26 protein-coding genes are annotated in these 25809 nt (G+C 68.9%); 16 read left to right on the top strand and 10 right to left on the bottom strand.

Annotated features, from left to right (window positions below):
- The first annotated feature begins 19 nt into the window (after nucleotides 1-19).
- From EPN98_RS08320 to EPN98_RS08300, 5 genes are all read left to right on the top strand, one after another.
- Complete coding sequence (locus EPN98_RS08320) at nucleotides 20-922, top strand: sugar phosphate isomerase/epimerase (RefSeq protein WP_293362216.1); 903 nt, start codon at nucleotides 20-22, stop codon at nucleotides 920-922.
- 17 nt (nucleotides 923-939) lie between these two features.
- Complete coding sequence (locus tag EPN98_RS08315) at nucleotides 940-2055, top strand: Gfo/Idh/MocA family oxidoreductase (protein ID WP_293362312.1); 1116 nt, start codon at nucleotides 940-942, stop codon at nucleotides 2053-2055.
- Nucleotides 2052-3104, top strand: a complete 1053-nt coding sequence (locus EPN98_RS08310; protein ID WP_293362215.1) for a sugar phosphate isomerase/epimerase — start codon at nucleotides 2052-2054, stop codon at nucleotides 3102-3104. The genes EPN98_RS08315 and EPN98_RS08310 overlap by 4 nt, the downstream gene beginning before the upstream one ends.
- A 118-nt stretch (nucleotides 3105-3222) precedes the next feature.
- Complete coding sequence (locus EPN98_RS08305) at nucleotides 3223-3453, top strand: hypothetical protein (protein WP_293362214.1); 231 nt, start codon at nucleotides 3223-3225, stop codon at nucleotides 3451-3453.
- Nucleotides 3454-3463: 10 nt separating this feature from the next.
- Nucleotides 3464-3592, top strand: coding sequence for a hypothetical protein (locus EPN98_RS08300; protein WP_293362213.1), 129 nt, complete (start codon nucleotides 3464-3466; stop codon nucleotides 3590-3592).
- 7 nt (nucleotides 3593-3599) lie between these two features.
- On the opposite strand, the gene EPN98_RS08295 is transcribed toward EPN98_RS08300, so the two are convergent.
- On the bottom strand, nucleotides 3600-3785 hold the full coding sequence (locus EPN98_RS08295; RefSeq protein WP_293362212.1) for a hypothetical protein: 186 nt from the start codon (nucleotides 3783-3785) through the stop codon (nucleotides 3600-3602).
- A 267-nt stretch (nucleotides 3786-4052) separates the two neighbouring features.
- On the opposite strand from EPN98_RS08295, the gene EPN98_RS08290 reads away from it, so the two are divergent.
- On the top strand, nucleotides 4053-4760 hold the full coding sequence (locus EPN98_RS08290; protein WP_293362211.1) for a glutathione S-transferase family protein: 708 nt from the start codon (nucleotides 4053-4055) through the stop codon (nucleotides 4758-4760).
- Nucleotides 4761-4762: 2 nt separating this feature from the next.
- Entirely contained in the window at nucleotides 4763-5719 is a 957-nt protein-coding gene (locus tag EPN98_RS08285) for a hypothetical protein (RefSeq protein ID WP_293362210.1), read from the top strand.
- On the opposite strand, the gene EPN98_RS08280 is transcribed toward EPN98_RS08285, so the two are convergent.
- From EPN98_RS08280 to EPN98_RS08270, 3 genes are all read right to left on the bottom strand, one after another.
- The gene (locus tag EPN98_RS08280) at nucleotides 5716-5979 is read right to left on the bottom strand and encodes a hypothetical protein (protein WP_293362209.1); all 264 of its coding nucleotides are present in this window, start codon (nucleotides 5977-5979) and stop codon (nucleotides 5716-5718) included. The genes EPN98_RS08285 and EPN98_RS08280 overlap by 4 nt on opposite strands.
- A 14-nt stretch (nucleotides 5980-5993) precedes the next feature.
- Nucleotides 5994-6509, bottom strand: coding sequence for a hemerythrin domain-containing protein (locus EPN98_RS08275; protein WP_293362208.1), 516 nt, complete (start codon nucleotides 6507-6509; stop codon nucleotides 5994-5996).
- A 68-nt stretch (nucleotides 6510-6577) separates the two neighbouring features.
- Nucleotides 6578-7366 carry a DUF1080 domain-containing protein gene (locus EPN98_RS08270; protein ID WP_293362207.1) on the bottom strand — a complete coding sequence of 263 codons (789 nt, stop codon included), beginning with the start codon at nucleotides 7364-7366 and terminating at the stop codon, nucleotides 6578-6580.
- Nucleotides 7367-7483: 117 nt separating this feature from the next.
- On the opposite strand from EPN98_RS08270, the gene EPN98_RS08265 reads away from it, so the two are divergent.
- Together EPN98_RS08265 and EPN98_RS08260 are read left to right on the top strand one after the other, a co-directional pair.
- A complete protein-coding gene (locus tag EPN98_RS08265) occupies nucleotides 7484-9214 on the top strand; it encodes a GMC family oxidoreductase (protein WP_293362206.1) in 1731 nt (576 codons plus the stop codon).
- 20 nt (nucleotides 9215-9234) lie between these two features.
- Nucleotides 9235-9771: a gluconate 2-dehydrogenase subunit 3 family protein gene (locus EPN98_RS08260; RefSeq protein WP_293362205.1), complete on the top strand. Its 537-nt coding sequence runs from the start codon at nucleotides 9235-9237 to the stop codon at nucleotides 9769-9771.
- A 22-nt stretch (nucleotides 9772-9793) separates the two neighbouring features.
- Here EPN98_RS08260 and EPN98_RS08255 read toward each other — a convergent pair whose 3' ends face one another.
- From EPN98_RS08255 to EPN98_RS08245, 3 genes are read right to left on the bottom strand one after another with little or no spacing between them, the layout of a single operon-like run.
- Nucleotides 9794-10474: a DUF1080 domain-containing protein gene (locus EPN98_RS08255; RefSeq protein ID WP_293362204.1), complete on the bottom strand. Its 681-nt coding sequence runs from the start codon at nucleotides 10472-10474 to the stop codon at nucleotides 9794-9796.
- An 11-nt stretch (nucleotides 10475-10485) separates the two neighbouring features.
- Entirely contained in the window at nucleotides 10486-11088 is a 603-nt protein-coding gene (locus EPN98_RS08250; protein WP_293362203.1) for a gluconate 2-dehydrogenase subunit 3 family protein, read from the bottom strand.
- A complete protein-coding gene (locus tag EPN98_RS08245) occupies nucleotides 11085-12782 on the bottom strand; it encodes a GMC family oxidoreductase (protein WP_293362202.1) in 1698 nt (565 codons plus the stop codon). Before EPN98_RS08245 ends, EPN98_RS08250 begins: the two co-directional genes overlap by 4 nt.
- A gap of 246 nt (nucleotides 12783-13028) precedes the next feature.
- Here EPN98_RS08245 and EPN98_RS08240 point away from each other — a divergent pair, with 246 nt between their 5' ends.
- From EPN98_RS08240 to EPN98_RS08215, 6 genes are all read left to right on the top strand, one after another.
- On the top strand, nucleotides 13029-13577 hold the full coding sequence (locus tag EPN98_RS08240; protein ID WP_293362201.1) for an RNA polymerase sigma factor: 549 nt from the start codon (nucleotides 13029-13031) through the stop codon (nucleotides 13575-13577).
- A gap of 97 nt (nucleotides 13578-13674) precedes the next feature.
- Complete coding sequence (locus tag EPN98_RS08235) at nucleotides 13675-14664, top strand: FecR domain-containing protein (protein WP_293362200.1); 990 nt, start codon at nucleotides 13675-13677, stop codon at nucleotides 14662-14664.
- Between the two features lie 46 nt (nucleotides 14665-14710).
- Nucleotides 14711-17074 (top strand): TonB-dependent receptor, encoded by a 2364-nt coding sequence (locus EPN98_RS08230; protein ID WP_293362199.1) that lies wholly within the window; start codon nucleotides 14711-14713, stop codon nucleotides 17072-17074.
- A 556-nt stretch (nucleotides 17075-17630) separates the two neighbouring features.
- Nucleotides 17631-18335 (top strand): Coq4 family protein, encoded by a 705-nt coding sequence (locus EPN98_RS08225; protein ID WP_293362198.1) that lies wholly within the window; start codon nucleotides 17631-17633, stop codon nucleotides 18333-18335.
- Nucleotides 18336-18342: 7 nt separating this feature from the next.
- Entirely contained in the window at nucleotides 18343-18957 is a 615-nt protein-coding gene (locus EPN98_RS08220; protein ID WP_293362197.1) for a TetR/AcrR family transcriptional regulator, read from the top strand.
- 138 nt (nucleotides 18958-19095) lie between these two features.
- The gene (locus tag EPN98_RS08215; protein WP_293362196.1) at nucleotides 19096-20952 is read left to right on the top strand and encodes a sulfatase-like hydrolase/transferase; all 1857 of its coding nucleotides are present in this window, start codon (nucleotides 19096-19098) and stop codon (nucleotides 20950-20952) included.
- A gap of 53 nt (nucleotides 20953-21005) precedes the next feature.
- Here the strand turns inward: EPN98_RS08215 and EPN98_RS08210 are convergent, their stop codons facing one another.
- Nucleotides 21006-22886: a hypothetical protein gene (locus EPN98_RS08210; protein ID WP_293362195.1), complete on the bottom strand. Its 1881-nt coding sequence runs from the start codon at nucleotides 22884-22886 to the stop codon at nucleotides 21006-21008.
- 129 nt (nucleotides 22887-23015) lie between these two features.
- Here EPN98_RS08210 and EPN98_RS08205 point away from each other — a divergent pair, with 129 nt between their 5' ends.
- The gene (locus tag EPN98_RS08205) at nucleotides 23016-23366 is read left to right on the top strand and encodes a hypothetical protein (protein WP_293362194.1); all 351 of its coding nucleotides are present in this window, start codon (nucleotides 23016-23018) and stop codon (nucleotides 23364-23366) included.
- Nucleotides 23367-23371: 5 nt separating this feature from the next.
- On the opposite strand, the gene EPN98_RS08200 is transcribed toward EPN98_RS08205, so the two are convergent.
- Together EPN98_RS08200 and EPN98_RS08195 are read right to left on the bottom strand one after the other, a co-directional pair.
- Complete coding sequence (locus EPN98_RS08200; RefSeq protein ID WP_293362193.1) at nucleotides 23372-25297, bottom strand: TIR domain-containing protein; 1926 nt, start codon at nucleotides 25295-25297, stop codon at nucleotides 23372-23374.
- A gap of 34 nt (nucleotides 25298-25331) precedes the next feature.
- Nucleotides 25332-25796, bottom strand: coding sequence for a hypothetical protein (locus tag EPN98_RS08195; RefSeq protein WP_293362192.1), 465 nt, complete (start codon nucleotides 25794-25796; stop codon nucleotides 25332-25334).
- Nucleotides 25797-25809 lie beyond the last annotated feature (13 nt).

Raw genomic sequence — 25809 nt, 5'->3', positions numbered from 1 at the left:
CTTCGGACTGGGAGCGGCCATGAGCGCAGCGGCGACCGGGGCGGGGGCTGCGGCCCGGCCCTTCTTCAAGACGGCGGGACTGCCGATCGGCATCCAACTCTATACTCTGGGCCCGGACGCGGCGAAGGATCTGGGCGGCACGCTGAAGGCGGTGGCGGGCATCGGCTACAAGACCGTCGAGCTGCCCGGCTTCATGGGCAAGGCCCCGGGCGATCTGCGGACCGCCTTGGACGCCGCGGGGCTCGCGTGTCCCAGCGTCCATGTCCAGCCGCGCGGCGGCGACCTCACCTTCTCCGGGGACCTGGGCAAGCTGGCCGCGGCCCTGCATGCGGTCGGCGCGAAGGCCGCCGTGGCCCCGATCTGCTGGTTCCCCGACCGCATGGAGATGCGGCCGCAGGCCGGCGAGGACATGGGCGGCATGCTGCGCCGGCTGGTCAGCCAGATGACCGCCGACGACTGGAAGGCCAATGCGGAATTCCTGAACCAGAAGGCCACGCTCCTGAAGAAGGAGGGCCTCAAGGTCGGCTACCACAACCACAACTTCGAGTTCCTGCCGCTGGGCTCGACCTATGGGCTGGAGATCCTGCTGAAGGAGACCGATCCGTCGCTGGTCACCTTCGAGATCGACGTCGGCTGGGTGGCGGCCGCCGGACATGACCCCGCCGCCCTTCTGGCCAGGCACAAGGGCCGCTTCACGATGATGCACGTGAAGGACATCAAGCCCACCACCACACCCAACTTCGCCCTGAAGATGGACCCGACCGAGGTCGGCTCGGGCGCCATCGACTGGAAGAAGCTCCTGCCGGCCGCCAAGGCCTCGGGCGTCACCGGCTTCTTCGTCGAGCAGGAGCCGCCGTTCGAACGGCCGCGCATCGAGGCGGCGAAGATCTGCCACGACTACTTGGCGGGCGTGGCCGCGTGAGGCCACTGCGGCTGGCCATGGTGGGCGGCGGACCGGGCTCGTTCATCGGGCCCGTCCACCGTATGGCGGCCGAGCTGGACGGGAACATCCGCCTGGTCGCCGGCGCCTTCAGCCGCGATCCAGCCAAGAGCGCCAAGGCGGCCGAGGCCTGGGGCGTCGCGCCTGATCGTGTCTATGCCGACCACTTGGCGATGATCGCCAGCGAGACCGCCCGCGAAGACGGCGCTGAGCTGGTGGCGGTGGTCACGCCAAACCACCTGCACTTCGCGGTGTCGGCCGCCGCGCTGCAGGCGGGCCTGCACGTGATCTGCGACAAGCCGGCGACGCTGAACCTGGCCGAGGCCGTCGAGCTCGAGCGGATCGTGGCGGCGTCGGGCCGCCACTATGCGCTGACCTACACCTACACCGGCTATCCGATGGTCCGCGAAGCGAGCCAGATCGTTCGCCGTGGCGACCTGGGGCCGATCCGCAAGGTGGTGGTCGAGTACGCGCAGGGCTGGCTCTCGCGCCCCATCGAGCAAGGCGGCGACGCCCAGGCCATGTGGCGGGCCGACCCCGCGAAGTCGGGCGTCGGCGGCTGCAGCGGCGATATCGGCGTCCACGCCTTCAACCTCGCTGAATTCATCACCGGCCTTCAGGTCGAGCGGCTCTGCCCGGACCTGGCCTCCGTGGTGCCTGGCCGCGCTCTCGACGACGACTGCAACGTCCTGCTCCGCTTCGGCGGCGGCGCGCGGGGCGTGCTGATCGCCTCGCAGATTTCGGCGGGCGCGCGGAACGGGCTGAACATCAAGGTCTATGGCGAGAAGGGCGGGCTGTTGTGGAGCCATGAGCGCCACACCGAGCTGACCATCGACTGGCTCGACGGACCGACCCAGACGCTGCACGCCGCGTCGGGCTATCTCGGCGCTGCGGCGCAGGCGGGCTCGCGCATCCCGACCGGGCATCCCGAGGGCTTCATTGAGGCCTTCGCCAACATCTACCGCGACGTCGCCGGCGCAATCGCCAGCGGCCGCGCCAACGATTTGGTCCCCAGCATCGCGGCCGGGGTGCGCGGCATGGCCTTTGTCGAGCGCGCCGTGGCGGGCAGCCGCGAGGGCGCCGGGTGGGTCGATCTGAACGCAGGTGACGCATGAAGACCCTCAAGGGCCCCGGCATCTTCCTGGCCCAGTTCGTGGGGCCGAAGCCGCCCTTCGACCGGCTGGACACCATCGCCAAATGGGCGGCCGACCTGGGCTACATCGGCCTTCAGCTGCCCACCGGACCAGGGTCCTTCGTGGACCTGGACAAGGCCGCCGACAGTCAGACCTACTGTGACGAGATCACCGGGACGCTGGCGCAGTACGGCCTCGAGGTCACCGAGCTCTCGACCCACCTGCAGGGCCAGTTGGTCGCCGTGCATCCGGCCTACGACGCGATGTTCGACGGCTTCGCGCCGCCCGAGTTGCGCGGGCGTCCGGCCGAGCGGCAGGCCTGGGCGGTGAACCAGGTCAAGCTGGCCGCCAGGGCCAGCCGACGCATGGGCCTGACCGCGCACGCCACGTTCTCGGGGGCGCTGGCGTGGCCGTATCTCTATCCGTGGCCGCAACGGCCGGCGGGGCTGGTCGAAGAGGCCTTCGCCGAGCTGGGCCGCCGCTGGAAGCCGATCCTGGACGTGTTCGACGAAAACGGCGTCGACGCCTGCTACGAGATTCACCCCGGCGAGGACCTGCACGACGGGGCGACCTACGAGCGGTTCCTGGACGAGGTGGGCGGCCACCCACGCGCCTGCCTGCTCTACGATCCCAGCCACTTCGTCCTGCAACAGCTGGACTATCTCGACTACATCGACCGCTACCACGAGCGCATCCGCGCCTTCCACGTGAAGGACGCCGAGTTCCGGCCGAACGGCCGCTCGGGCGTTTACGGCGGCTACCAGGGCTGGGTCGACCGGCCGGGGCGCTTCCGTTCCCTGGGCGACGGCCAGGTGGACTTCAAGGCGATCTTCTCGAAGCTGGCGGCCTACGACTATCCGGGCTGGGCGGTGCTGGAGTGGGAGTGCGCGCTGAAGCACCCCGAGGACGGCGCCCGCGAAGGCGCGCCGTTCATCAGGGACCACATCATCCGCGTGACCGAGCACGCCTTCGACGACTTTGCAGGCTCGGGCCTGGATGCGGCGGCCAACCGCAAGCTGCTGGGTCTCTAAGTCACCCGCGATCCGCCGGACTGTGGTATGATGCGCCATCATCGGCATTCGCCCTGGGCGCCGATGGCTGAGAGACGGCTTCCCATTCCGCGCTCCCGCTCTTCGACGGGAGACGCCCGTGCCTCTCTATACCTTCTACCCCTGCAAGGAAGACGGCAGCTCCACGGCCATCGAAGCCTACTTCCTCGAGGCCGATGACAACGCCGTCCCGTTCGCGCTCAAGGTCATGGCCGAGCATCCCAGCTGCGCCTTCGTGTCGGTCTGGCAAGACGCGCGCCCGGTGCTGGTGCGACGCCGCTCCGACGTCGGTTCACGGGCGAGCCAATCCCAACTCCAACCGACGTCCTGAAAGGACTCACATGCGTTTTCCGACCACCGTCAGCCCGCCGCCCGTGCGCCGCGACCTCATCGATTCCCGCTCCACGGGCGCGCCCGTCGCAGCAGGCCCTCGCAAGACCCTCCTGAACGATCGCCGCAGCACGCGCTAGACGACGCTCACTGACCCCCGCCCAGCGGGCTGGGGGGACGGGGTGCGGTGCGGCCGTAGATTCGTTCCGCGATCTGGCGGAGGCGATCGGCGTCCGCCAGCGCCGCAGTGAGGTCACGCTGCAGCTGGGCGTTCTGCTGGCGCAGGTAGGCGTTCTCGCGGACCAGCGTCTCGTCGGCCGAAGGCCCGGTCACGTGCGGATGCTCCAACCCAGCAGGCGGAACAATGGGGGCAGAACCGCGACGCCCAGCACACAGGCCACGGCGGCGGCGAACAACACAGTCATCATCGATCTCTGAAGGCGTCTCGGCGGGCGGGATCGACCGCTTCGATGGCGGCACACGCCCGGCGGCGCGCCCTATAGGTGGGGTGTCGGGCGGCCAATAGCCAGGGCGTCTGCCCGCGGCGCGCGTTTCGTGCTTCCCTTGGTCAAAGACCCAACGAGGAAGCGTCCCACCATGATGAAGCTCTATTCCGGCGATCTCAGCCCCTATTCGGCGCGCGTGCGGATGCAGATCTACGCCAAGGGCATCACCGACATCGTGCTGGAGCGCCCCGCGGATTTCGGCATGCCGGCCTTCCGCCAGCGCAATCCCATCGGCCGGATCCCGGTGCTGGATATCGACGGTGACCTGATGCCCGAGTCCGAAGTCATCGCCGAGTATCTGGAGCAGGTCTATCCGACGCCCTCGATGCTGGGCGCCACGCCCCGCGAGACTGCCCACATCCGCACGTTGGCTCGGATCGGCGACGTCTACCTCATGAACAACATGTTCATGCTCTCGCCCCAGGCCCGCGCCGCCGACCGCGACCAGGGTATCGTCGACCTGCTGGGCGGACAGGTGGTGCGCAACGTCAAGGCGCTGGACCGGATGATCGGGACGGACGGCTATGCCGCCTGCGGCCGGATCACCATGGCCGACTGCGCGCTGACGCCCGCGCTGTTCATGATCGAGAATGTGTTGCCCGGCACGGGCGTCGAGAACCCGATCCCCAAGAACGCCAACGTCGCGGCCTACTGGGCCGCGCTGCAGACCCACGAGCCGGCGGCCAGGGTGCTTGTCGAGCTGCATCGTGGGCTGGAGGAGCGGCGCGAACTGATCCGTACGGGCGCCTTCCAGAAGATGATGGCCGCGGCCAAGGCGGCGATGGAAAAGGCCGAGGTCTGAACATGCCGACGCGACGCCGGACCCTTGCGCTGGCGGCCGGCCTGGCCGTCAGCGGCCGATCGTTCGCCCAGGCGGCCGGCCCGCGCGCCGTGCGGCTGGGCAAGGGGCCCATCATCACGCCCGACACCCATCCGTCGATCGGGACCAACATCGCCGAGCCCTCGCTGATCCGCGTGCCCGCATGGGCGAAGGGCGCGTTGGGCCGCTACTACCTCTACTTCGCCGACCATGTGGGCCAGTACATCCGCATGGCCTACGCCGACCGGCTGGAGGGGCCCTGGCGGGTGCATGCGCCGGGCGTTCTGCGCATCGAGCAGACGCCGTTTCCGACGAACCTGAAGGGCGGCCACATCGCCTCGCCCGACGTGCATGTCGATCATGAGCGGCGGCGGTTCGTCATGTACTTCCACGGCCTGGAGCGGCTGCCCAACGAACAGGTGACCCGCGTCGCCACCTCGCCGGACGGCCTCGCATTCGCCTCGGCGGGGTCTGAGATCCTGGGGCTGACCTATTGGCGCGCCTTTCCCTTCCGCGGAATGACCTACGCCATGGCGATGCCGGGCCAGTTCTACCGCTCGAAGGACCCATTGTCCGGCTTCGAGACCGGCCCGCGCCTGTTCAACATGAACATGCGCCATGGGACGGTCCTGGTCCGCGGCGACCAACTGAAGGTGGCCTGGACACAGGTGGGCGATGCGCCTGAGCGCATCTATCTCACCACGATCGACGCCCGCGGCCCATGGGAGACCTGGACGCAGTCCGAGCCTGTCGAGATCCTGAGGCCCGAGCGCGACTGGGAAGGCGCGCAGCTTCCAGCCGAACCTTCGGTCCGCGGCGCCATCGAGCGACCGGTCAACCAGCTGCGCGACCCGTTCTTCTTCGAGGAGCAGGGCCGCCTCTACATGGTCTACGGCATCGCCGGCGAACGCGGCCTGGCCCTGGCCGAGGTGTTTCTCTAGGCGCCCAGCCGGCGGCGGTTGGCGCGGACTTTCCTGCGGTAGTGGGCGACGGTCCGGGTCGCCGCGCGATGCGGCGTGGCGCCCAGCCCGCCCGTCAGGGCCAGCATCTGTAGCGCCAGGACCGAGTCGATCTTCTCCGAGACCATTCGGCGGGTCTCGGCCTCGGCCTCGGCCCCGCCCGCGGCGATCTTCAGCGTGCGCAGGCCGATGACCGCCGAGGACTCGAGGCCCAGCGCCCAGGCGTTCAGGCCCAGGCGCATCCAGGGGTTTCCCATCAGGCGAGCGTCGTGCCCGTCAGGGTGGCCGCCTCCGGCCGGGGCAGGCCCGACGACTTGTAGCTGGCGATGAGCTCTTGCTTCTCGGCCGCCATGCGTTCGCCCAGAGCGTCCATGTCGAGGCCGGCCTTGCGCGCCTGGGCGAACATGCCCTCGGCTCGCTGCTCCTCTTCCTTGACGTGGTGCTCGATCATCTCTGACAGCACCTTGACCTTGGCGTCGTAGAACTCGTCGTCGGGGCCGCCGGCCTCGATCTCGGCGATCAGCACCTTGGCCGAGTCGTGCTCGACATAGGCCTCCTTCAGCAGGTCTTCCTCCACCGCGCCCTCGCAGGCCGGATAGAAGACGTCTTCCTCGATCTTGGCGTGGACGGTCAGCTCCATGCAGATCTGCTCGGCCAGCGCGCGCTTCTTACCGTCGGCCTTGGCGGCTTCGAACTTGGCGAACAGGTCTTCGACCGTGCGATGGTCGGCCTTGAGCAGGGCGACGGCGTCCAGGGGTTTATCGTTCGGCATGGTCCCAGTCTCCTTGAATGACAGGGCATCCGAACGTGGCCGGCGTCGCGATGTTCCGGCGGCAGAGCCTACTTCAGCACGAGAATCTCGATGTCCTTGAACGCGATGGGATGGCCCTCGCTCTGGAGGGCGATGTAGCCCTCGGTCACGGGCAGCGCGCCGCCGCGGGCCTCGATCAGCCGCTTCGCGTCAGCGGCGGCCATCGGGTCGGCGGGGTCGAGGGCGATGTCGCTGTAGGTGTGCACGACCACGCCGTTGATCTTCTCGGTCGCCACGCCCTTCGGCGTCACCTCCAGCTCGAGGTCGACCCATGTCCCGTTGGGGATCGTCGGGCCGGAGGAGTCGGAGCAGTGCACGGGCTGTCTGGAGCCATTCAGCGTGATCGAGACGCCGGGCGTGCAGACGTTGCCCGTCGGGCGAGGCTTCGGCCCATCGGCGCCCAGGATCTGGAACTCGACCGAGACCGGGAACGGCTGGTTCAGGCCCATGCTTTCCGGGCTCTGGCTGTGGAACATCACGCCGGAGTTCGAGCGGGCCCAGCCCGGCGTGTCGGGCAGCGGCGGCTCAAGCACCTTGTACTTGAGGCGCAGGCGGTAGGCCTTGAACGGGGTCTTGTAGAACAGGTGTCCGAAGCGGTTCTGAAACCGCTCGTAGCCGGCGTACGAGACCGTGATCGCGCCGTCCTTCACGATGAAGGTGTCGCGGACGTTCTCCCCGGCGGGCGAGCCCAAGATCTTGGGCGTCCAGCCGTTCAGGGTCTTGCCGTCGAACAGCGGCTTCCAGCGCTCGGCGGCGGTTGTCGACGTCGTACAGACGAGGGCCAACAGCACGCCCCATACAGCCCGATCTCGGGTCATCCAGCCTTCCTCCCGGCCTTGCGATGTAATCCATTTCATGAAACGCTGCCGAACGGAAGCGGGAGAACCGCTCGCGAGGCATGTCGGCACGGCCGGCGGCCCGATGGGGAAGGGAACATGGCGAACCTCAACACGCGCTGGCGCAAGGAGAACACCTACGACGCCATCGTCGTGGGCAGCGGGATCGCGGGCGGCTGGGCGGCCAAGGAGCTGACCGAGAAGGGCCTGAAGGTGCTGGTGCTCGAGCGCGGCGGGCCGATGCCGCACATCACCGGCTACAAGACCGCCACTCTGGACCCGTGGGAGACCCGGTATCCCCTGGGCCGCCTGCCCGACGCCGAGATGAAGGCCAAGTACCCGGCCCAGCAGCGCACCGGTTATGCGCTGACCGAGTACACCCAGCACCTGTTCGTCCGTGACGACGAGAACCCCTACGAAGAGAAGCAGCGCTTCGACTGGATCCGCGGCTATCACGTGGGGGGCCGCTCGCTGATGTGGGCCCGGCAGAGCTATCGCCATTCGCCGCAGGACTTCGAGGCGAACGCCAAGGAGGGCATCGGCGTCGACTGGCCGATCCGCTACGCCGACCTGGCCCCGTGGTACGACTACGTCGAGCGCTTCGCCGGCGTCAGCGGTCGCAAGGAAGGTCTGCCGCAGCTGCCGGACGGCGTCTTCCAGCCGCCGATGGAGTTCAACTGTGTCGAGGAGGTGCTGAAGAAGGGCGTCGAGGCGCGCTACCCCGAGCGCCGGGTCACCATCGGCCGCACCGCCAACCTGACCGCGCCCACCGAGGAGCAGCTGGCCCTGGGCCGCGGCAAGTGCCAGCACCGCAACCGCTGCATCCAGGGCTGCCCGTTCGGCGCCTACTTCAGCTCGAACTCGGCGACGCTGGTGGCGGCCGAGCGGACGGGCAACCTGAAGATCCGCCCGAACTCGATCGTCACCACCATCCTGCACGACCCGAAGAAGAACCGCGCCGACGGCGTCCGCATCCTCGACGCCGAAAGCGGCCAGGAGGAGGAGTTCTACGCCGACGTGCTGTTCCTGTGCGCCAGCGCACTGGGCTCCACCTGGATCATGATGAACTCCACCTCGAGCCGGTTCGAGAACGGGTTCGGCAACGGCAGCGACCAACTGGGCCGCAACATCATGGACCATCACCTGGGCGTCGGCGCCCAGGCCGAGGCGCCCGGCTTCGAGGAGCACTACTATTCGGGCCGGCGGCCGAACGGCGTCTACATCCCGCGCTTCCGGAACCTGGGCGACGCGGCGACCAAGAAGGACTATCTGCGCGGCTTTGGCTTCCAGGGTGGCGCCGGGCGGCCCAGCTGGACGCGGGCCATCGGCGCGCCCGGCCTGGGCGCCGACCGCAAGGCTGAGCTGACCCAGCCGGGTCCGTGGATCGCGCGCCTGGGCGGCTTCGGCGAGATCCTGCCCTATGCCGACAACCGCGTGACGCTGAACAAGGACAAAAAAGACAAGTACGGCCTGCCGACGCTCACCTTCGACGCCTCGATCAAGGAGAACGAGCAGAAGATGCGGAAGGACATGATCGCCACGGCGATGGAGATGATGGAGGCGGCCGGGTTCAAGAATGTTCAGCCGGTGGACGGCGATTATGCGATCGGCCTGGGCATCCACGAGATGGGCACGGCGCGCATGGGCCGCGACCCGAAGACCTCGGTGCTGAACGCCCATAACCAGGTCCACGAGTGCAAGAACGTCTATGTCACCGACGGCGCGGCCATGACCTCGGCGTCGTGCGTAAATCCGTCGCTGACCTACATGGCGCTGACGGCGCGCGCGGCGGACCACGCGGTGAACGCCAAGAAACGCGGCGAGCTCTAGGGGAGGACGGGACGATGCTGATGAACCGACGCGACGCCCTCTTCGGCCTATCGCTGACCATCGCCGCGGGGTCGGGCGGCTATGCCTGGGCCCAGCCGGCCCTGGGCTGGACGCCCACGGCGCTGACCGCCGCGCAGGCCCAGATCCTCGATGTCGTGGCCGAGCTGGTCTACCCCAAGACCGACACGCCAGGGGCCCGCGAGGCCGGCGTGCCGCAGATGGTCGACAAGGCCCTGAAGGGCTGGTGCGATCCGATGCAGGCCGGCTTCATCAAGAGCGGTCTCGACAAGCTGGACACCGACGCCAAGGCCGCCCACGGCGCGGGTTTCGTAGCGCTGACGGCGGCCCAGCAGGGCGCCATGCTCATCCGCTACGACCAGGAGGCCACGGCCGCGCGACCCCAGCCTCACCCGTTCGGCGCACTGAAGGACCTGATGACCATCGGCTACTTCACCTCGAAGCCGGGGGCGACGGTGACACTGCGCTACGACCCGGTGCCGGGCGACTTCAAGGGCTGCGTGCCCATGAAGGAGATCGGACGCGCCTGGGCGACCTAGCTTCTCAGCTCTCCCGCCGTCGCTACCGCGACGCAGGAGCTAAGACCCGCACCTTCAAGTTCTTGTACCAGACCTCATCGCCATGGTTCTGGAGCGCGATGTGGCCCGTGGGGCTGGTCCCGAACGGCCAGGCCCGGAACTTGGACGCGGCGACCTTGGCCTTGAACTCGGGCGAGCCCAGTTCGTACTCGGCCACCTTCTGGCCGTTCAGCCAGTGTTCGACGTGGGCGCCGTTCACAATCAGGCGCGAGCGGTTGAACTCGCCGACCGGCTTCGTGGCGTCGACCGTGGGCGCATAGAGGTCGTAGAGGGCGCCGGCCCGCTGCAGCGGGGGTTCGCCCCGGCTGTTGTCCAGCACCTGGTACTCCGGACCGGACCAGTAGCTCTGCTGACCGGCCTCGGTGACGCGGTACATGACCCCCGAATTGCCCCGGGGGCTGATCCTCCAGTCGAAGGCCAGTTCGAAGCTCCCGAACGTCTCCTTCGTCATCAGGTCGCCGGAGACCTTCGGCTCGGGCGCCAGCGCGCCATCGACGACCTTCCAGTCGGATGCGGGCTTCTTGAACGTGCGCCAGGCGTCCATCGACTTGCCGTCGAACAGGAGCTTCCAGCCGGCCTTCCGCTCGGACGCCGAAAGAGTGTTGTCCGCCGCCATCGCCGGTCCCGCGCAGGCGAGCGCGGCCAGGATCAGAACCGTCTTCATCGCCCGCACTCCTAAAGCCCCAGCTTGGCCAGTTCGCGTTCCAGCGCGGCCTTCACCTCGGCCGATGGTCCCGGGTCGGTCGCGCGGGAGACGTTGCCGATGTAGCCCAGGTCCTTGAACCCGGCCTCGGTCGTGTAATAGGCGCCGACCACAAGGTAGCGGAACCGCTTGAAGAAATCGGGACTGGCCTTGGGCAGCGCCGACAGCTTCGCCGCATCGGGCTTCGGGCCCAGCGCCTTCAGGCCGTTGCGGATCAGGGGCCGGTCCTTCTCCTGGTCGGGGTAGGGGGCGCTGATCCATTCGTCGATGAAATCGGGGATCCCCAGCGCCGTGGCCGCCGGCGCGGTCGCCGAGGCCGGCAGGATGAAGTCGCTGAGCGCGGCCGCCGCCTGCAGCTCGCCGTCGCTGAGCAGGCGCGGCCACGGGGCGGGCGCGGGCTCGACCAGCTTGGGGTCTGTGCCGTAGCCCTTGGTCCCCGGGGTCTTGCCGCCGATCTTCGGGCCATACACCACGACGCCGGCGCCGACGGCGGTGGCCGCCCCGACCACGCCGATCCAGGTCAGCGCCGTGCGGCGGTCGATCTTCCGGACATAAGGTTGCTGTTCGTCGCTCACAGCTCACCTCGCTTGGCCATCTGCGCCAGGTGATCGCTCGATCGCCAGGCCAGGGCGATGATCGAGAGCGTCGGGTTCTTGTCGGGACTGGACACCATCACCGCCCCGTCGGTCACGAACAGGTTCGGGACCGCCCAGGCCTGACCGTACTGGTTCACGACCGAGTCCCTGTCCGAGGCGCCCATCCGCACGGTGCCCACCTCGTGGATCATCTCGCCACCCTTGGAGATGGCCTTCTTGCCGTCGCGCTCGACCTTGCCGATCGGCCTGCCGCCCAGCTTGTCGATCACCTCCAGGAAGGTGGTGACCATGTGGGCCGCCTGCTTCGTCTCGTGCTCGCCCCACTTCCAGTGGAAGCGCAGGACGGGAATGCCCCACTTGTCTTTTACGGTCGGATCCAGTTCGCAGTAGCAGTCGTCGTTCGGGATCATTTCGCCGCGGCCGTTGAAGCTGATGATCGAGCCGTAGCGCTGGCGCAGCTTGGCCCGCAGCGCGTCTCCGACGCTGACCTCGTCGTCGGCGATCAGGCGGCCCAGGCCCATCGACGGCATCTGGCGGCCGCCGCCGATCTCGACGTGATAGCCGCGCGGGAAGCCTAGCTCCTTGTGCTTGTCGTAGCCCCACCACGGCACGTAGAGATGCTCGACACTCATGCCGTCGTCGTTGGTGGGCGGCAGGCCCTCCAGCGCCGGGAACTGGCCGGTGACGTTCAGGCCCACGGTGTCCATCAGGTAGCGGCCGACCATGCCCTCGCCGTTGCAGAGGCCGTCGGGGAACTTCGCGCTCTTGGAATTCAGAAGGATGCGGGCGGTCTCGCCCGACCCTGCCGCCAGCACGACCACCCTGGCCGTGGCCGAGCGGTGCTCGCCCGAGACCCGGTCGACGTAGCTGACGCCCTTGGCCTTGCCGGACGCGTCCAGGTCGACCTGATAAACCAGGGCGTTGGTGATGATGGTCAGGTTCTTCGTCGCCATCGCCGGCGGGATCAGCACGGTGGTCGACTGGAAATTGGCTCCGATCTGGCAGCCTCGGCCGCAGGGGGTGGAGAAGATGCAGGTGTTGCGGCCCTCCATCGCCTGGGTGACCACGGCGCCGTGCATGGGCACGACGGGGATGCCCATGGCCTCGAAGGCGCGCGCGTAGAACAGCTCGAAAGCGCGCGGGGGCGGGTTCTCCATGAGGCACCCGGGCGGCGAGTCGGGCGTGTTGGTCAGGCTGCGCGGCGGGGCGGCGCCGCTGACGCCGATCAGCTTCTCGGTCTTGTCGTACCAGGGGGCGAGGTCGTCGTAGGTGATCGGCCAGTCATGGCCCATGCCGTCGCGCGAGCGCGGCTTGAAGTCGAGCGGCCCGAAACGCAGCGAGATGCGGCCCCAGTGGTTCGTCCGTCCGCCCAGCATGCGCGGGCGCCACCAGGTGAATTCCTCCGAGCCCTCGGCCACCGTGTAGGGCTCGTTGGGCACCTCCCAGCCGCCGTCCACGGTAGCGTCGTAGAAGCCGAACGGCTTGTCGGGTGTCGAGGCGCCGCGCAGGGGCGCCTGGGCGTTCGTGTTGAACATCGGGGTTTCGGTGGTCGGGTCATAGTCCCGTCCAGCCTCGAGCATCAGCACCTTCAGGCCGGATTTGGTCAGGTGATAGGCGCTCATGCCGCCGCCCGCCCCGGAGCCGACGATGATCACGTCATAGGGTTCGGCCACGTTCCCTCCCGTCGGCTTCTTGTAATCGGTTGCAAGCTGGCGCCGGATCGGACGGCTGGGAAGTGCCTTTGCGCGCTATGGCGAACCCGCTGTGCGTGAGCGGCGTCGGTGTCGCCGGCCGATGCGATGGCGCGGCGGCGCGCTCGGCCTGGGGTATAGGTGAATTCGCTTGGCTAACGCTCCAACTTTGGCCATGCCCCAGGGATTGAATCACCAGCGACGCCTTTGGCGGCAAGGGGAGACGCGTTGGCGCCTTCGAGGCCCTCACAGCGACCGGCGGACCACACGCCGCTGGCCCAGGCCTTCTTCGAGAAACGGGAGAACCTTCTCCTGTTCCTGGCGGCGCGCACCCGTTGCATGGCCACGGCCGAGGACCTGCTGCAGGACCTGTATCTGAAGGTCGCGGCGTTGTCGGCCGATGACGGGGACGTCCGCGCTCCCTCTGCGTTGCTCTACCGGATGGCGGCGAACCTGCTGGTCGACCACGTGCGCAGCACGCAGCGGTCATCGAAGCGCAGCGCCGACTGGCGCCGCGAGACCCGCGCCTCGATCGGCGACGAGGAAGTCTCGAGCGAGCTGGCGGCGGACGAGGTGGTCATCTCGCGCGAGCGGGTGCGCCTGTTGGCCGAGGCGGTCGCCGCCCTGCCGCCCCAGATGGGCAAGGCGTTCCGGCTGCATAAGCTGGACGGGCTCAGCCAGAAGGAGACGGCCCAGGCGATGGGGGTGTCGGTCAAGATGATCGAGCAGCACATCCAGGCGGCGGTCCGGCAGCTCTCGCAGAGGCTCCGCGGCTGATGGGCGGCAAATTTTCAGCTTGGCCTAGGGGTGGGGTTGGGCGGCGACGTCTCCCCGTCAGCCTCACGTATTCCGCGCGGGGATTGCAGGCTTGTCGATGAGCAACATCGCGTTCGAGGACGACAGGGACCTGGCGGAAGCCAGCGCCTGGCTCGTGCGCCTGCAGCGCGAGGAGGTGTCGGAGGCCGACGGCCTGGAGTTCGAGGCCTGGCTGGACGCCGCGCCCGGCAATCGCGCGGCCTACGAGCATGTCGTCTCTCTATGGCATGAGTTCGAGTCCGCCGCGCCGCAGGTGCAGGACGAACTGATCACGCTCGACCGGCGCGAGACCCGACGCATCGTCCGTGGCGGCGGCACCCGCCGCTGGTGGCTGGGGGCGGGGGGCATGGCGATCGCCGCGGGCCTGGCCGTGGCCGTGCTGCCGGGCATCGTGGCCCAGCAGGCCACCGCCGAAACCTATGCGACCGGTAAGGGCGAACGTAAGCGCGTCACCCTGGCGGACGGCTCGATCGTCGACCTGAACGCCGAAACGAAACTCAGCGTCACCTATGGCCGTAACGAGCGTAAGCTGGAGCTGGCCGAGGGCGAGGCGATCTTCGATGTCACCCATGACGCCAGGCGGCCCTTCACAGTCGCCGCTGCGAATCGCGTGGTGCGCGTGCTGGGCACTCAGTTCGACGTGCGCCACCGGCAGGGCGACCTGATGGTCGCCGTTGCGCGCGGCAAGGTCGAGGTGCGGCCGATGACCGCCGCCGCGTCCGGCCGCGCCTTCACCCTGACCCCCGGTCAGAAGCTGAACATCGCCTCGTCGGGGCGCGAGGAGCTGGGCGCCGTCGACCCGCAGGAAGCCTTCAGCTGGCGCGCTGGCCGCCTGATCTACCGAGGCGAGCCGTTGGCCAACGTCGTCGCCGACCTCAATCGCCAGTACGTCGAGCAGATCGAAATCTCGGATCCCGAGTTGGGCAAGATGCCGATCACCGGCGTCATCGTTCTCGACAACCAACCCGCCGTCGTGGCGCGTCTTAGCTTGATGCTCCCGATTAGATCGGTACCTTCCGACAGGGGGCTGCTGCTTCTTCGGAAGTAATCGGGCCGAAGATTAGGCGGAGTTGACCATCCTCGCGCGTCGGGCAATGGCGGCCGCTGTCACGTGTGGCGTGGTGGTGGCCTGTTTCGGCAGTTCCGCCGAGGCCGCAGCCTCGCGAATCCTGTTCAAGGTCGAGCCGCAGGCCTATTCCGAGGCGCTGCTCGACATCGCCCAGCAGGCCAACATCACCCTGATCGGCGCCGCCGCATGCCCGGGCCAGTTCCGCGGCCGGCTGGACGGGTCGATGACGCTGGAGCAGGCGCTGAGCCAGGTGCTGTCCGGCGCGCCCTGCACCTGGCGCCTGATCGCTCCCGCGGCCGTGGAGATCTCGCCAGGCGCGAGCAGCACGGCCGTCGAGATGGTGCGTCCGGCGCCGCCTGTCACCGTCGGCGAGCTGCTGGTCACCGCCACCAAGCGTATCCGCAATCCGCGCGAGCTGGCTGTCGCGGTCACGGCGATCCCGCGCAATGAGCTGGACGCGGCCGGGGCGACCGATGCGGGCGAAGCGGCCGGGCAACTGGCAGGCGTGCTGGCGACGAACCTTGGACCGGGCCGAAACAAGCTGTTGCTGCGCGGGCTGTCCGATGGCGCCTATACCGGGCGCGCGCGCTCGGTGGTGGCGACTTACCTCGACGACCTGCCGGTCAACTACAACGCGCCCGACCCGGACTTCCGCCTGGTGGACATCGAGCGGGTCGAGGTGGCCCGCGGGCCGCAGGGGGCGCTGTATGGCGCGGGCTCCATCGCCGGCATTTATCGGATCGTCTCGCGAAAGCCCGACCTGAACGACATTTCGGCCGAGCTGCGTACGACCGGCGCTCTCACCGAAAGCGGGGCGTCCAGCTATGCGATCGAAGGCCACGGCAACTATCCGATCTGGGGCGACGTGCTGGGCGCGCGCGTGGCGGCCTACCAGGAGATCCAGGGCGGCTACCTGGACGACGTCGGCCAGGACCGCAGCAACGTCGACCGCACCGAGCGGCGCGGCGCCCGGCTGATCCTGCTGTTCCAGCCCAACGCGGACTGGATGCTGAGCGGGACGGTGGCGGGGCAGCACCTGCGTTCCGAGGACACGCACTACACGACCCCGGGCCTGAGGCTGAAGCGCAGCGTCCGGATTCCCGAGCCGCACGTGAACGACATCGCCCTGGCGACGGTGACGGTTCGACGGTCGTGGGGCGGCGCCGAACTCAACCTGTCCACCGGCTATGTCCGCCACGCCTATGGCAGCCTCTACGACGCCACCGCGACCCAGTCGCTCTACACCGACTTCGCCCGCACCTCGGCCTATTCGGAACGGACGCGGACCAAGATGCTGGTGCAGGACGTGTTCCTGACATCGCGCGGGGCCGGACGGCTGGAGTGGCTGGCGGGGCTCTACGGGTCGGACACCCGCACCCAGTCGCCGACCGAATTCCTGGCCCAGGTGCCGCGGGCGCCCAACATCCTCGTCTACGGCGACGACCGGCGCGACCACATCCGCGAGATGGCGGCGTATGGGGAGGCGTCGTGGCGGGTGGCGCCCGGCTGGACGGCGGCGATCGGCGGCCGGGTGTTCCGCATCGAGACCCGCACACAGTCGGATGTGGTGTCCGAACGCTTTGCGCCACGAGGATTCGACCGGCAGATCAACTTCACCGGCTTTTCGCCGAAGGTCTCGCTGCAGTACGAGTTCGCCACCGGCGCGCTGGTCTACGGCGTGATCTCGGAAGGCTATCGCGCCGGCGGGGTGAATTCGGGCGGCGCGCTGCCGCTGCCGGCCCAGCGCGAGGCCTATACCCCCGACCGCCTGCTGAACTACGAGCTGGGGCTCAAGTCGGACTGGCTGGACCATCGTCTGGCGCTAAACGGGGCGCTGTTCTACGCCCATTGGAAAGACATCCAGACAGACCAGTTCCGCCCCTCGGGCATCCCCTACACGACCAACGCAGGCGATGCGCACATCGTGGGGGTCGAGACGGAGGTCGCCTGGCGCACCGACTGGGGCCTGACCGCGCAGCTGAATGGCCGCTTTTCGCGGGTGCGCACGACCAAGGGCAACCTCGACCTGACGCCCAACCTGGTAAACGGCCTGCCCGGCGCGCCGCCCATCTCTGCCGGCGCGCTGCTCAGCTATGAACGGCCCGCCTTCGGCGACTGGAACCTGCGGCTGGTTGGTCAGGCCACCTACATCGGCCGCTCGCGGGTCAGCTTCGACGCCGCGCAGTCCAGCATGGGCAACTACACCCGCACCAAGCTGTCGGCCGAGCTGACGGGCAAGCACTTCGGGGTGCAGATCTACATGATCAACCCACTGGACGCCCGGGGTGACACCTTCGCCTTCGGCAATCCTTTCAATCCGGATCAGACCCGCCAGATCACCCCTCAGCGCCCCCGCACCGTGGGGATGACGATTTCCGCGGCCATCTGAAAAAAGTTCCAATTCGACCTAGGGGGGCGGGAACCTTGTGACGTCTCCACCACGACCTGCGACTTCTGGAGAGCCACGGGTCGACAGTCTGGGCGCCTGGTGACCGGCGCACACAGTCAAAAGCATCGCGCGTCCCGAGCCCAGGTCGCGTTGCAGATGGCTGAAGCGCGGCCCTGGTGAGGAGAGCTCCGGGGTCGCGCCTCCCTGCGTGTTGTCGCAGGCGCGACATTCACATTGGCCGAAATGACGAGTGGTGCTACTGTCGTCCCGTTGTGTGCGGCCGGCTCGGGCTGCGCGCGATACGCGTCGGCTCTCCAGTCACCGGCACGAGACCTACCGCCCCGGCCCGAGGACGTCACACCTCGGCCGGGGCTTCTCGTATCTGGACTCCAATAAAATCAGCGCCTTGCGACCGCCGCGTCGCGGTCAACCCGGCCCATGACGGAGAGCTGGCGAAGCGGCTTGCCGCCCTCGAGGCGTGCGCGATCATATAAAATGAACATGTTCATATAATCGAGAAGGTGCTACGCCTTGGCCGTCAACACAGGAGGCGACCATGGCTGGCGCGGAGATCATCGATCGAGAATTCGCAGCGAAATTCCTGCGGGCGGCGGACGCGCCGCTCGATTATGGAGTCTATCTGCTCTTCCACGACTGGTGGGCCGAGGCGCCACAGCAGGCGATCGAGGCCTATAGCCGGGAGCTCGCCTCGATCCCGGAGGCCGGATCGCTCCTGGCGAGCCGGTACATCTCGGAACCCCTTTCGCTGGACCGCCTGGCCGAGTGCGCGCCGGGCACGCTGGGACATGCCTATCGGCGCTTTATCCTGGACAACAAGCTCGAGCAGAACCTGGGCCGCAACTATCGGAAGTTCAACGAGGAACTGACCAGCTCCGGCAAGCTGGACCGTCTTCCTCCCGACCTGAGCTACATGATGGTGCGCGGATTTCAGATCCACGACTTCCTGCACGTCCTGACGGGCTACGAGGCCACGAACTGGGGAGAACTGGCGCTGGCCGCCTTCTATCTCGCGCAGCTCCGGTTTCCGTATCACGCGATGCGGGTCGCGGTGACGGCGGCGCACATGGCCTTCGTGAGGCCGGGCCTCATCGTCGACGCCATGGACGCCTTCGTCGACGGATGGAGCTACGGGCGCACCGCCCGCAACCTCAACTTCGAGCGCTGGGAAGATGAGCTCGACACCCCGCTGGAAGTGCTCCGCGCGCGGATGAACTTGAACAGAGTGGGGCTCGCCGCATAAGGACAGCATGGCTCGGAAACCGGCGACCGCCGAACAGAAGCAGGCCGTGCGCCGCCACATCCAGAAGGCGGCGGCCGGCGTCTATTCCGAGCAGGGCGCAGCGGGGGTTTCCGTGCGCGCCATCGCGCAGCGGGCCGATGTGAGCATCGGCGCCATCTACGCCTACTTCGGAAGCCTGCAGGGTCTCATGCAGTCCCTGTGGATGGAGCCCCTTGAGGCCATCAACGCCCAGTTGGCGGATCTCGCGGCCGGCATCGCCGACCCCGTCGAACGCCTCGCGGCGCTGTTGAACGCCTATGTGCAGGTCGCTCAGGCCCGACCCGAGTTGTTCCGCGGGGCCTTCCTTTTCGTCAGGCCGGAGACCCTGCCAAAGCCGGATCGCGGGCCGCTCGAGGACGCGCCCTTCGCCGCCCTGCTGATCGCCGCCGTCCAGGAGGGCCAAGCCCTTGGCCGATTGCGCGGCGGCGATCCGCGGGTGCTCGCCCAGGTCGCGTGGGCCGGCATCCACGGCTGCCTCGCCCTGCCGGTCAACCTCGACCGACTGGATTTCGCCGCGCCCACGGCGCTGGCGGCGCGAATGATCGAGATCCTGATCGCCGACCTTGCGGTGAGCCCCCGCTGATCGCCCTGCTGCGCGAGGCGCCGCCGATCGGGCCAGCGGTTCGCGTCCTGGGATAGGGAGCGCGCGCCGGCCAGTCCCCTTGCAACCCCCTTCAGTTCAGTCGAGCGTGAGCCGCAGCGATCTGAGGGAGCCCAGAGAGTGACGCGTGGGGAGGCCATTGGCCCAGTCTCGCGGCGGACCGTGCTGGGCGCGGCGGCTGCGGCGGCGGCGGGTCCGTCGAGCGCCGCCGGCCAGGCGCGGCCGAACATCCTCTGGCTGGTCAGCGAGGACAACAATCCGTGGCTGGGCTGCTACGGCGAGCCGCTGGCCCGGACCCCCGCCATCGATCGTCTGGCCGCAGAGGGCCTGCTCTATCGCAACGCCTATTCGACCGCTCCGGTGTGCGCGCCCTCACGGTTCGCGCTGATCACCGGCATGCGCGCCGAGAGCTGCGCGCCGGCCCACCAGATGCGGGCGCGCGCCCGGTTGCCGGCTTTCGCGACGGCCCTGCCGCTGCTGCTGGCCCAGGCCGGCTACTACTGCAGCAACAACGCCAAGACCGACTACAACTGTGATCTCGACCCGGCGGCGATCTGGAGCGCCCAGGGCCCCTCGGCGCACTGGAAGAACCGGCCTGAGGGGGCGCCCTTCTTCGCGGTCTTCAACCACGAGACCACCCACGAATCCCAGCTCTTCAGCCCGACGCCGGGTCACGTGAAGCCTCGCGACGTCGGCGTGCCGGCCTACCTGCCCGACACGCCGGCCGTGCGCATCGACATCGCGAGCTATCACAACCGCATCGCGGCCATGGACGCGCAGATCGCGGCCAGGCTTGCCGAGCTGGAGGCCGCCGGCCTGGCCGACGACACCCTTGTCTTCCACTACGCCGACAACGGCGGCGCGCTGCCGCGGACCAAGCGCTTCTGCTACGAGGAAGGCCTGCATTGCGGCCTGATCGTGCGTGTTCCGCCGAAATGGGCGCACCTGCTGACCGCGCGGCCGGGCGCGACCATCGACGATCCCGTCACCCTGCTCGATCTGCCTGCCACCGTCCTCAAGGCGGCGGGCCAGCCGATCCCGGCCCACTTCCAGGGCCGGCCGCTGCCCGGTCTGCAGGGCGGCGCGCGCCGGACCTGGGCGTTCGGGGGCCGCGACCGCATGGACGAGCGCTACGACCTCGTGCGCACCGTTACGGACGGCCGCTTCCGATACATCCGCAACTACGCGCCGCACCGCCCCTGGGGGCAGCACTACGCCTACCCCTGGCAGATGGCCGCCTGGCAGGACTGGGAGACCGGGCACGCGGCCGGCCGTCTGAGCGCGGCCCAGGCGCGGTTCTGGGGCGCCAAGCCGGCCGAGGAGCTCTACGACCTGCAGGCTGACCCGGATCAGGTCGAGAACCTGGCCACCAAGGCCGCGCGCGCGACCCGCCTGGCCGCGATGCGACGGCAGTTGGACGCGCACATGCTGTCGATCCGCGACGGCGCTTTCATCCCCGAGGGCTCGGCGCTAGAGGACTATGCCGCCCAGCAGGACGAGCGCCGCTATCCGCTGAGGCGGGCGATTGCCCTGGCGGCGCGGTGCATCGCCCGAGATCCGGCGAACGTCGCCGGCTTTGCGACCGGGCTCAGCGACGACAGCGAGGTGATCCGGTATTGGTCGGCGCAGGGGCTGTTGATGTTGGCCAAGCAGGCCGCGCCCGTGGCGTCGTCGATGACGGCCCGCCTGAAGGCCGAGAGCTCGCCGCAGGTCCGCGTCGTGCTGGCCGAGGCGCTGACCCATGTGGGTCCGCCCGCCGCGCCGCTGGCGATCCTGGCCGCCCTCAGCGCGCACGAGCACCCACGGGTGCGCCTGCAGGCGATCAACGCGCTCACCTATGCGCCTGATCCCTCGTCGGCGCTGGCCGCCGTGGAGGCCGCGGTGAAAGACAAGGACGGCTATGTGCGCACAGCCGCGCGGTACCTGGCCCTGGTTCTGCGGGGCGAGTACCGGCCGGATGTGAAGGTCTTCGACTAGCCGCCTGCGGAGAGATGCGCACGGCCCGGGGGTCGGATCAACTGGTCGCCCACTCAGACTGGAACCGTAATCTGCTTGCCGCCGAAAACGGCCTGCCAGCTCTCGATCTCGCTGACCACGATCTCGTCCGCGGCGTGCGCGAGGTCGGCGACTTCACCATAGTCCAGGGCCTCCGGCGGGGCCGCGAGCAGCAGGGACATCCGCTCATGAGCGCCGGAAAGCTTCTCGGCGGTGACGCGCGAGATCGCTGCAAAGCGTTCGAAGTCGCCGAAATAGCGTATGCCCGCGATGGACGCGCCCAGGGTTGGCAGCACCACGCCCAGCAGCGTGAACCACTTCGTGGCGGCGTAGAGCGCATCATGCGAGACCGCGCCCAGACGCCCGGCGACGAGCAGGATCAGGAATAGCGCGACCGAGGCCACGGCCAGAACGAACGAAACCTCCGAGACCCGGTCGAGCTTGTGGTGCACCGAGGTCAGGCGAGCGGCCTTGGCGATGTGATAGTCGCGCTGGCGCGTGACATGCGGGTCCAGCAGCGTCTCCAGCGCCGCGCGCAGGTAGGCGGGTGTGACGGCGGTCCGGGGAAGGCCCACCTCGCGCAAGGCCTGGCGCGCGTACCACTCGGGCCAGGACGTCTCCGCGCCCCGCGGCCAACGGCCCGGCGGACGGGCGACCCCCAGGGCCAACAGGATCGGGGCATGGCGGAAGTATTCGGCCACCCGCCGGGTCTCGAACCAGCGGCGGTGCCATCGCCGCCGCTGTCCCAGGGCGGTGATCGAAAGGATGGCCAGGAGGAGCAGGAATTCCGCGGCCGCGAACGGCGCCTTGTGTTCGCCGCTGACGAACGGCAGGTACATCACGCCCGCGATGATCGCCGCGCCGGACAGGACGAAGCTGGCGGTCATGCCGCCGCGGTAGATGTCTGAGAGCCGCGCCGAGATGCCGTCGGCCCAGGCGAAGCGCCGCATGACGGATGTCTCCACCTCGGCGGCGACGCCGGGGTCCGCGCCCGGCAAGCTGCGAAGGGCCGCCAGCACGTCTCGACCCGAACCGCCGCCGATGGCGTTCGGGGGTTCGTAGTCCTGCCGCAGCCGCCGGAACGCACGGCCCTCGCCGCCGAACATCGCCTCGACGCGTCGGTAGGCGTGCGAGAGTGGATGGCTGCGCCCTTTCCAGGTCTCGGTCGAGAAGCGGGCTACCGGATCGTCGGCGTCTGCGCGCTGCGCCTGTCCATGAGCGCCGCTCGGAGCCTGTTCCTTTCCGGGCGTCATCGCGTCGCGGACGATGGCGCAGAGCTCGGCGGTGCGCTCATCGGCGGCGTCGGGCGCGGGCGCGCGCAGCGATTCCGGCGTCCTCAGAAGTCGCCAGTCCTCCGGCGCTCGGGCATCGATCCAGAGGACGGGCGCGCCCAGGTGCAACGCGGTGACCACCGTGTGGCCGGTCCCGCCAACGAAATGCCGGGCCAGACCATCCCAGACAGCGATGATGAGATCGCATTGTTCGATCATCACCCGCGCGGCCAGCGCCACGCGGCTGGACACCAGCGCATTGAGCGCTTGCGCCGGGCCTTGCGCGCCGGGGGTCGCCAGCCAGGCGAGAAAATGCTCGCCGATCGTCGCATCCTGCTCCGCCAGTTCGAACACGCGGGCCGCATCGCCCAGCGCCAAGACAGCCTCGGCCCGCGCTCGCGTCGCGGCGTCGGCGGGCGGCGCGCCCGCCAGCAGGGCGCGGCCGTCTTCGACCGTCAGGGGCCGCGCATTGATGGCGGCGTTCAGGCGGGCGCCGAAGGGCAGCGGCGCCACCAACTCCCACGACCGCGCGAGCGCGGCGTGAGCGGCGAGGTGATCGGCGCCGTCCGCCAACAGCGTGTGAAGGCGCGTGGGGAGGCCCTCGGTCGCCGCCGCTCCGATCGTGTCGAGCACTTGGTCGAGCACGGCGCTGATCCGGGAGCGATTGGCGGCAAACGCCGCATTGCTCTCGCGATGCCCTGTCACGCCGACATGAAAACGTGCCCGCGGCGCAGCGGGCGCGAGCGCCGCGGTTTCCACCGTCAGACGATCCACATGGCGCCGGGCGCGCGCGGGTGGGCGGTGATCCGGCTAGCCATGGCCACGGTCTACGGGGTCGCCCCGGTCCACGGGATCGCCACGGTCTACGGGATCGCCACGGTCTACGGGGTCGCCCCGGTCCACGGGGTCGCCCCGGTCCACGGGATCGCCACGGTCTACGGGATCGCCACGGTCCACGGGATCGCCACGGTCTACGGGGTCGCCACGGTCTACGGGATCGCCCCGGTCTACGGGGTCGCCGCGGTCCACGGGGTCGCCGCGATCCACCGGATCTCCGCGGTCTGGGGACTCGATCCCCCCGCTGCTTCCATCTTGGCCGATCATGCTGGATCCCTTCCCCCCTAGTCAGCCTAGTCGAAGCCCAGATCGCGTAGCAAACGCGAAAGCTCAGGCGCTTTGCGGATCGGGTCGAGGAGGGGGTCTTGAGCTGCGAGCGTCAGCCCCGAGTCGCCCGCGACTGTGGCCTTCTGCAGCGCCTCCAGGGCGCCGGCGGCGTCTCCCCACTGCGCCAGGACCTCTGCCTGCTGGTAGAGGCCATTGTCGCCGTACTCGGTCACAAGCTTGGAGAACGCCTCTCTTGCGCGCGCATCCTGCCCCCGGCGGCGCGCGATGATGGCGACGCCCGGAAGCTGATTCATTGCGCTGGGTTCTTTGAGAATGGCCTGTTCGGCTTCGTCGATCCGGCCCAGCAGCATGAGAGCGTAGCCGATATAGCCATGCACGCTCGCCATCCGCGGGTTGAGGGCCAGCGCTTGCCGCATTTCGGTTATCGCCTCTTCGTAGCGGCGCGCCGCAAACAGCACATAGCCCTTGTTCCAGAACGTTCGGGCGTTCAGCGGATCGAGCTCGGTCGCCTGCGCTACGGCCGCTTCCGCCTCCTTGAAGCGGCCATTGTTCGCGCTGTAGAGCGCGAAGCGGCCAAGCACGTCGGGATCGCCCCGGCCAAGCTCATAGGAGCGCTGATAGGGGTCGCGCGCTCCACGGATGTCCAAGCGCCCCTTCACGAGCACATAGCCCAGGGCCGAATGCGCGTCGGCGAGATCTGGCGCGAGCTCGACGGCCCGGCGAGCCGCCGCGATCGCGGCGTCGTAGAGCGAGCGGCGCTCAGGGCTCTGCGGCTGCATGTTTGCGATGGCGGTCAGGGTGCGCGACCGCGCTGCGTGCGCGGCGGCGAACCCGGGGTCTCGGGCGATCGCCTCCTCGAAACGCGCGAGCGCCTCCCGATCCGTCGCCAGACCGCTGGCCAGGGCGAAGGCGGCGCGTCCCCGCAGGTAGGCGTCGAACGCCGCCACGTCCTGCGTCCCGCCCACGGCGGCGCCTCGCCGCGGCGTGGCGACCTCGCGGCCGAGCGCAGCGGTCACGGCGTTGGCGATCTCGCTCTGCACGGCGAAGATGTCGTCCAGCGACCGGTCGAACGTCTGCGACCAACGGCTGAAGCCCGACCGGCCCTCGATCAGCTCGGCCGACACCCGCACGCGGGGACCGGCCAGCCGCACACTGCCGTCCAACAGGAATCTGACGTCCAGTTTGCGGGCGATCGCCTTGGCGTCCTCAGCGCGAGACTTGAAGACGTCGGACGATGTCTGCCCCACGACACGCAGGGCCACATTGCGCGCCAGGGCCGCGCGCACCTCGGCTGACAGGCCATCGGCGAAGTAACTCTGCGCCGGGTCGCTGCTCATGTTGTCGAAGGGCAGCACCGCAACGCTGTTCGGCTCCGCGCCGCCGCCCAGGAGACCGAGTCGCCAGGACGCCGCAGCGCCACCCAGCAACATGACGCCGCCCGCCGAGAACAGGATCGCGCGGCGGTCGATGCGCCGGGTTCGGCGCGGCGGCGGCACGGGCGGCGCCGCGCCATCGTGCAGCTGCGCCACCGCCTCCACCAGTTGCTGCATTTCCGGGCTGCCGGGGCGCAGGCCGCCACGCGACAGGTCGATGGTCTGGAACTGCCGGAAACCCAGCGGAGGCGTGCTGCCGTCAAGGGAAAGCGGCACCAACCTGCGGCGGTCACGTCCTGCCGTCGCCTCGTCGTGCACCCAGTGGGAGTCGATGGAGGTCGCGGACCAGAGCACGACAACCGCCTGCGCGCGGTCCAGCGCATCGGCCGTGGCATGGGCGAACCGTTCGCCGCCCCCCAGCAGCCCGTCCCACCAGACCTTGAAGCCGGCGTCCTCCAGCACGCGGATCAGCGGCAACGCGCGCTTCTGGTCGGCGCGCGAATAGCTGAAGAACACGGTGGTGACCGTGTTCGCCGCCGCGGGATCGGCGGCTGTCATGCGGGTCTGGGAGCGCCGCTCATCGTGCGTACGCCTATCTGTTCGCAGCCCGGATGACCGGGACGATGGCCTGGGAGACGTAGGCGACGGCGACCCGTGTCCGGGCGGCGCGGGCCCGCTGCACGCGGATCAGGCCGCCCTGGCCGCTGTCCGACACCTGATCGGCGCTCTGCAGCGCGCCGGAAACCACATGCGCCAGGGAGTCGCCGGCTTCGCCCATCTCTTCGTCGAGTTCCTCCATGTCGATAACGTCCTCGCTGTCATCGTCGCCGGCGTCCGACAGCGCGTACATGATCGTCTGGTAAAGGACGTCGATGTTGTAGACTCCTTCCGGCTGCAGCCTCTCGTAGACGTCGTCGAGTTCAGCGTAGAGGGCTTCAGCGATCTCCTCGTCGCTGAGCAGGTCGAGGTCCTCTTCTTCCTGTGCGCGGGACGCGCCCGGCAGGATCAGGGCAACGCAGCCGGCCAGCAACGCCAGCCCCCTGAACAACGTCCTCATCGCACTTCTCCTG

Origin of the sequence: Phenylobacterium sp., assembly GCF_004299445.1 — a bacterium.
GTDB lineage: Bacteria > Pseudomonadota > Alphaproteobacteria > Caulobacterales > Caulobacteraceae > Phenylobacterium.
This window is presented reverse-complemented; position numbering and strand designations above follow the sequence as displayed.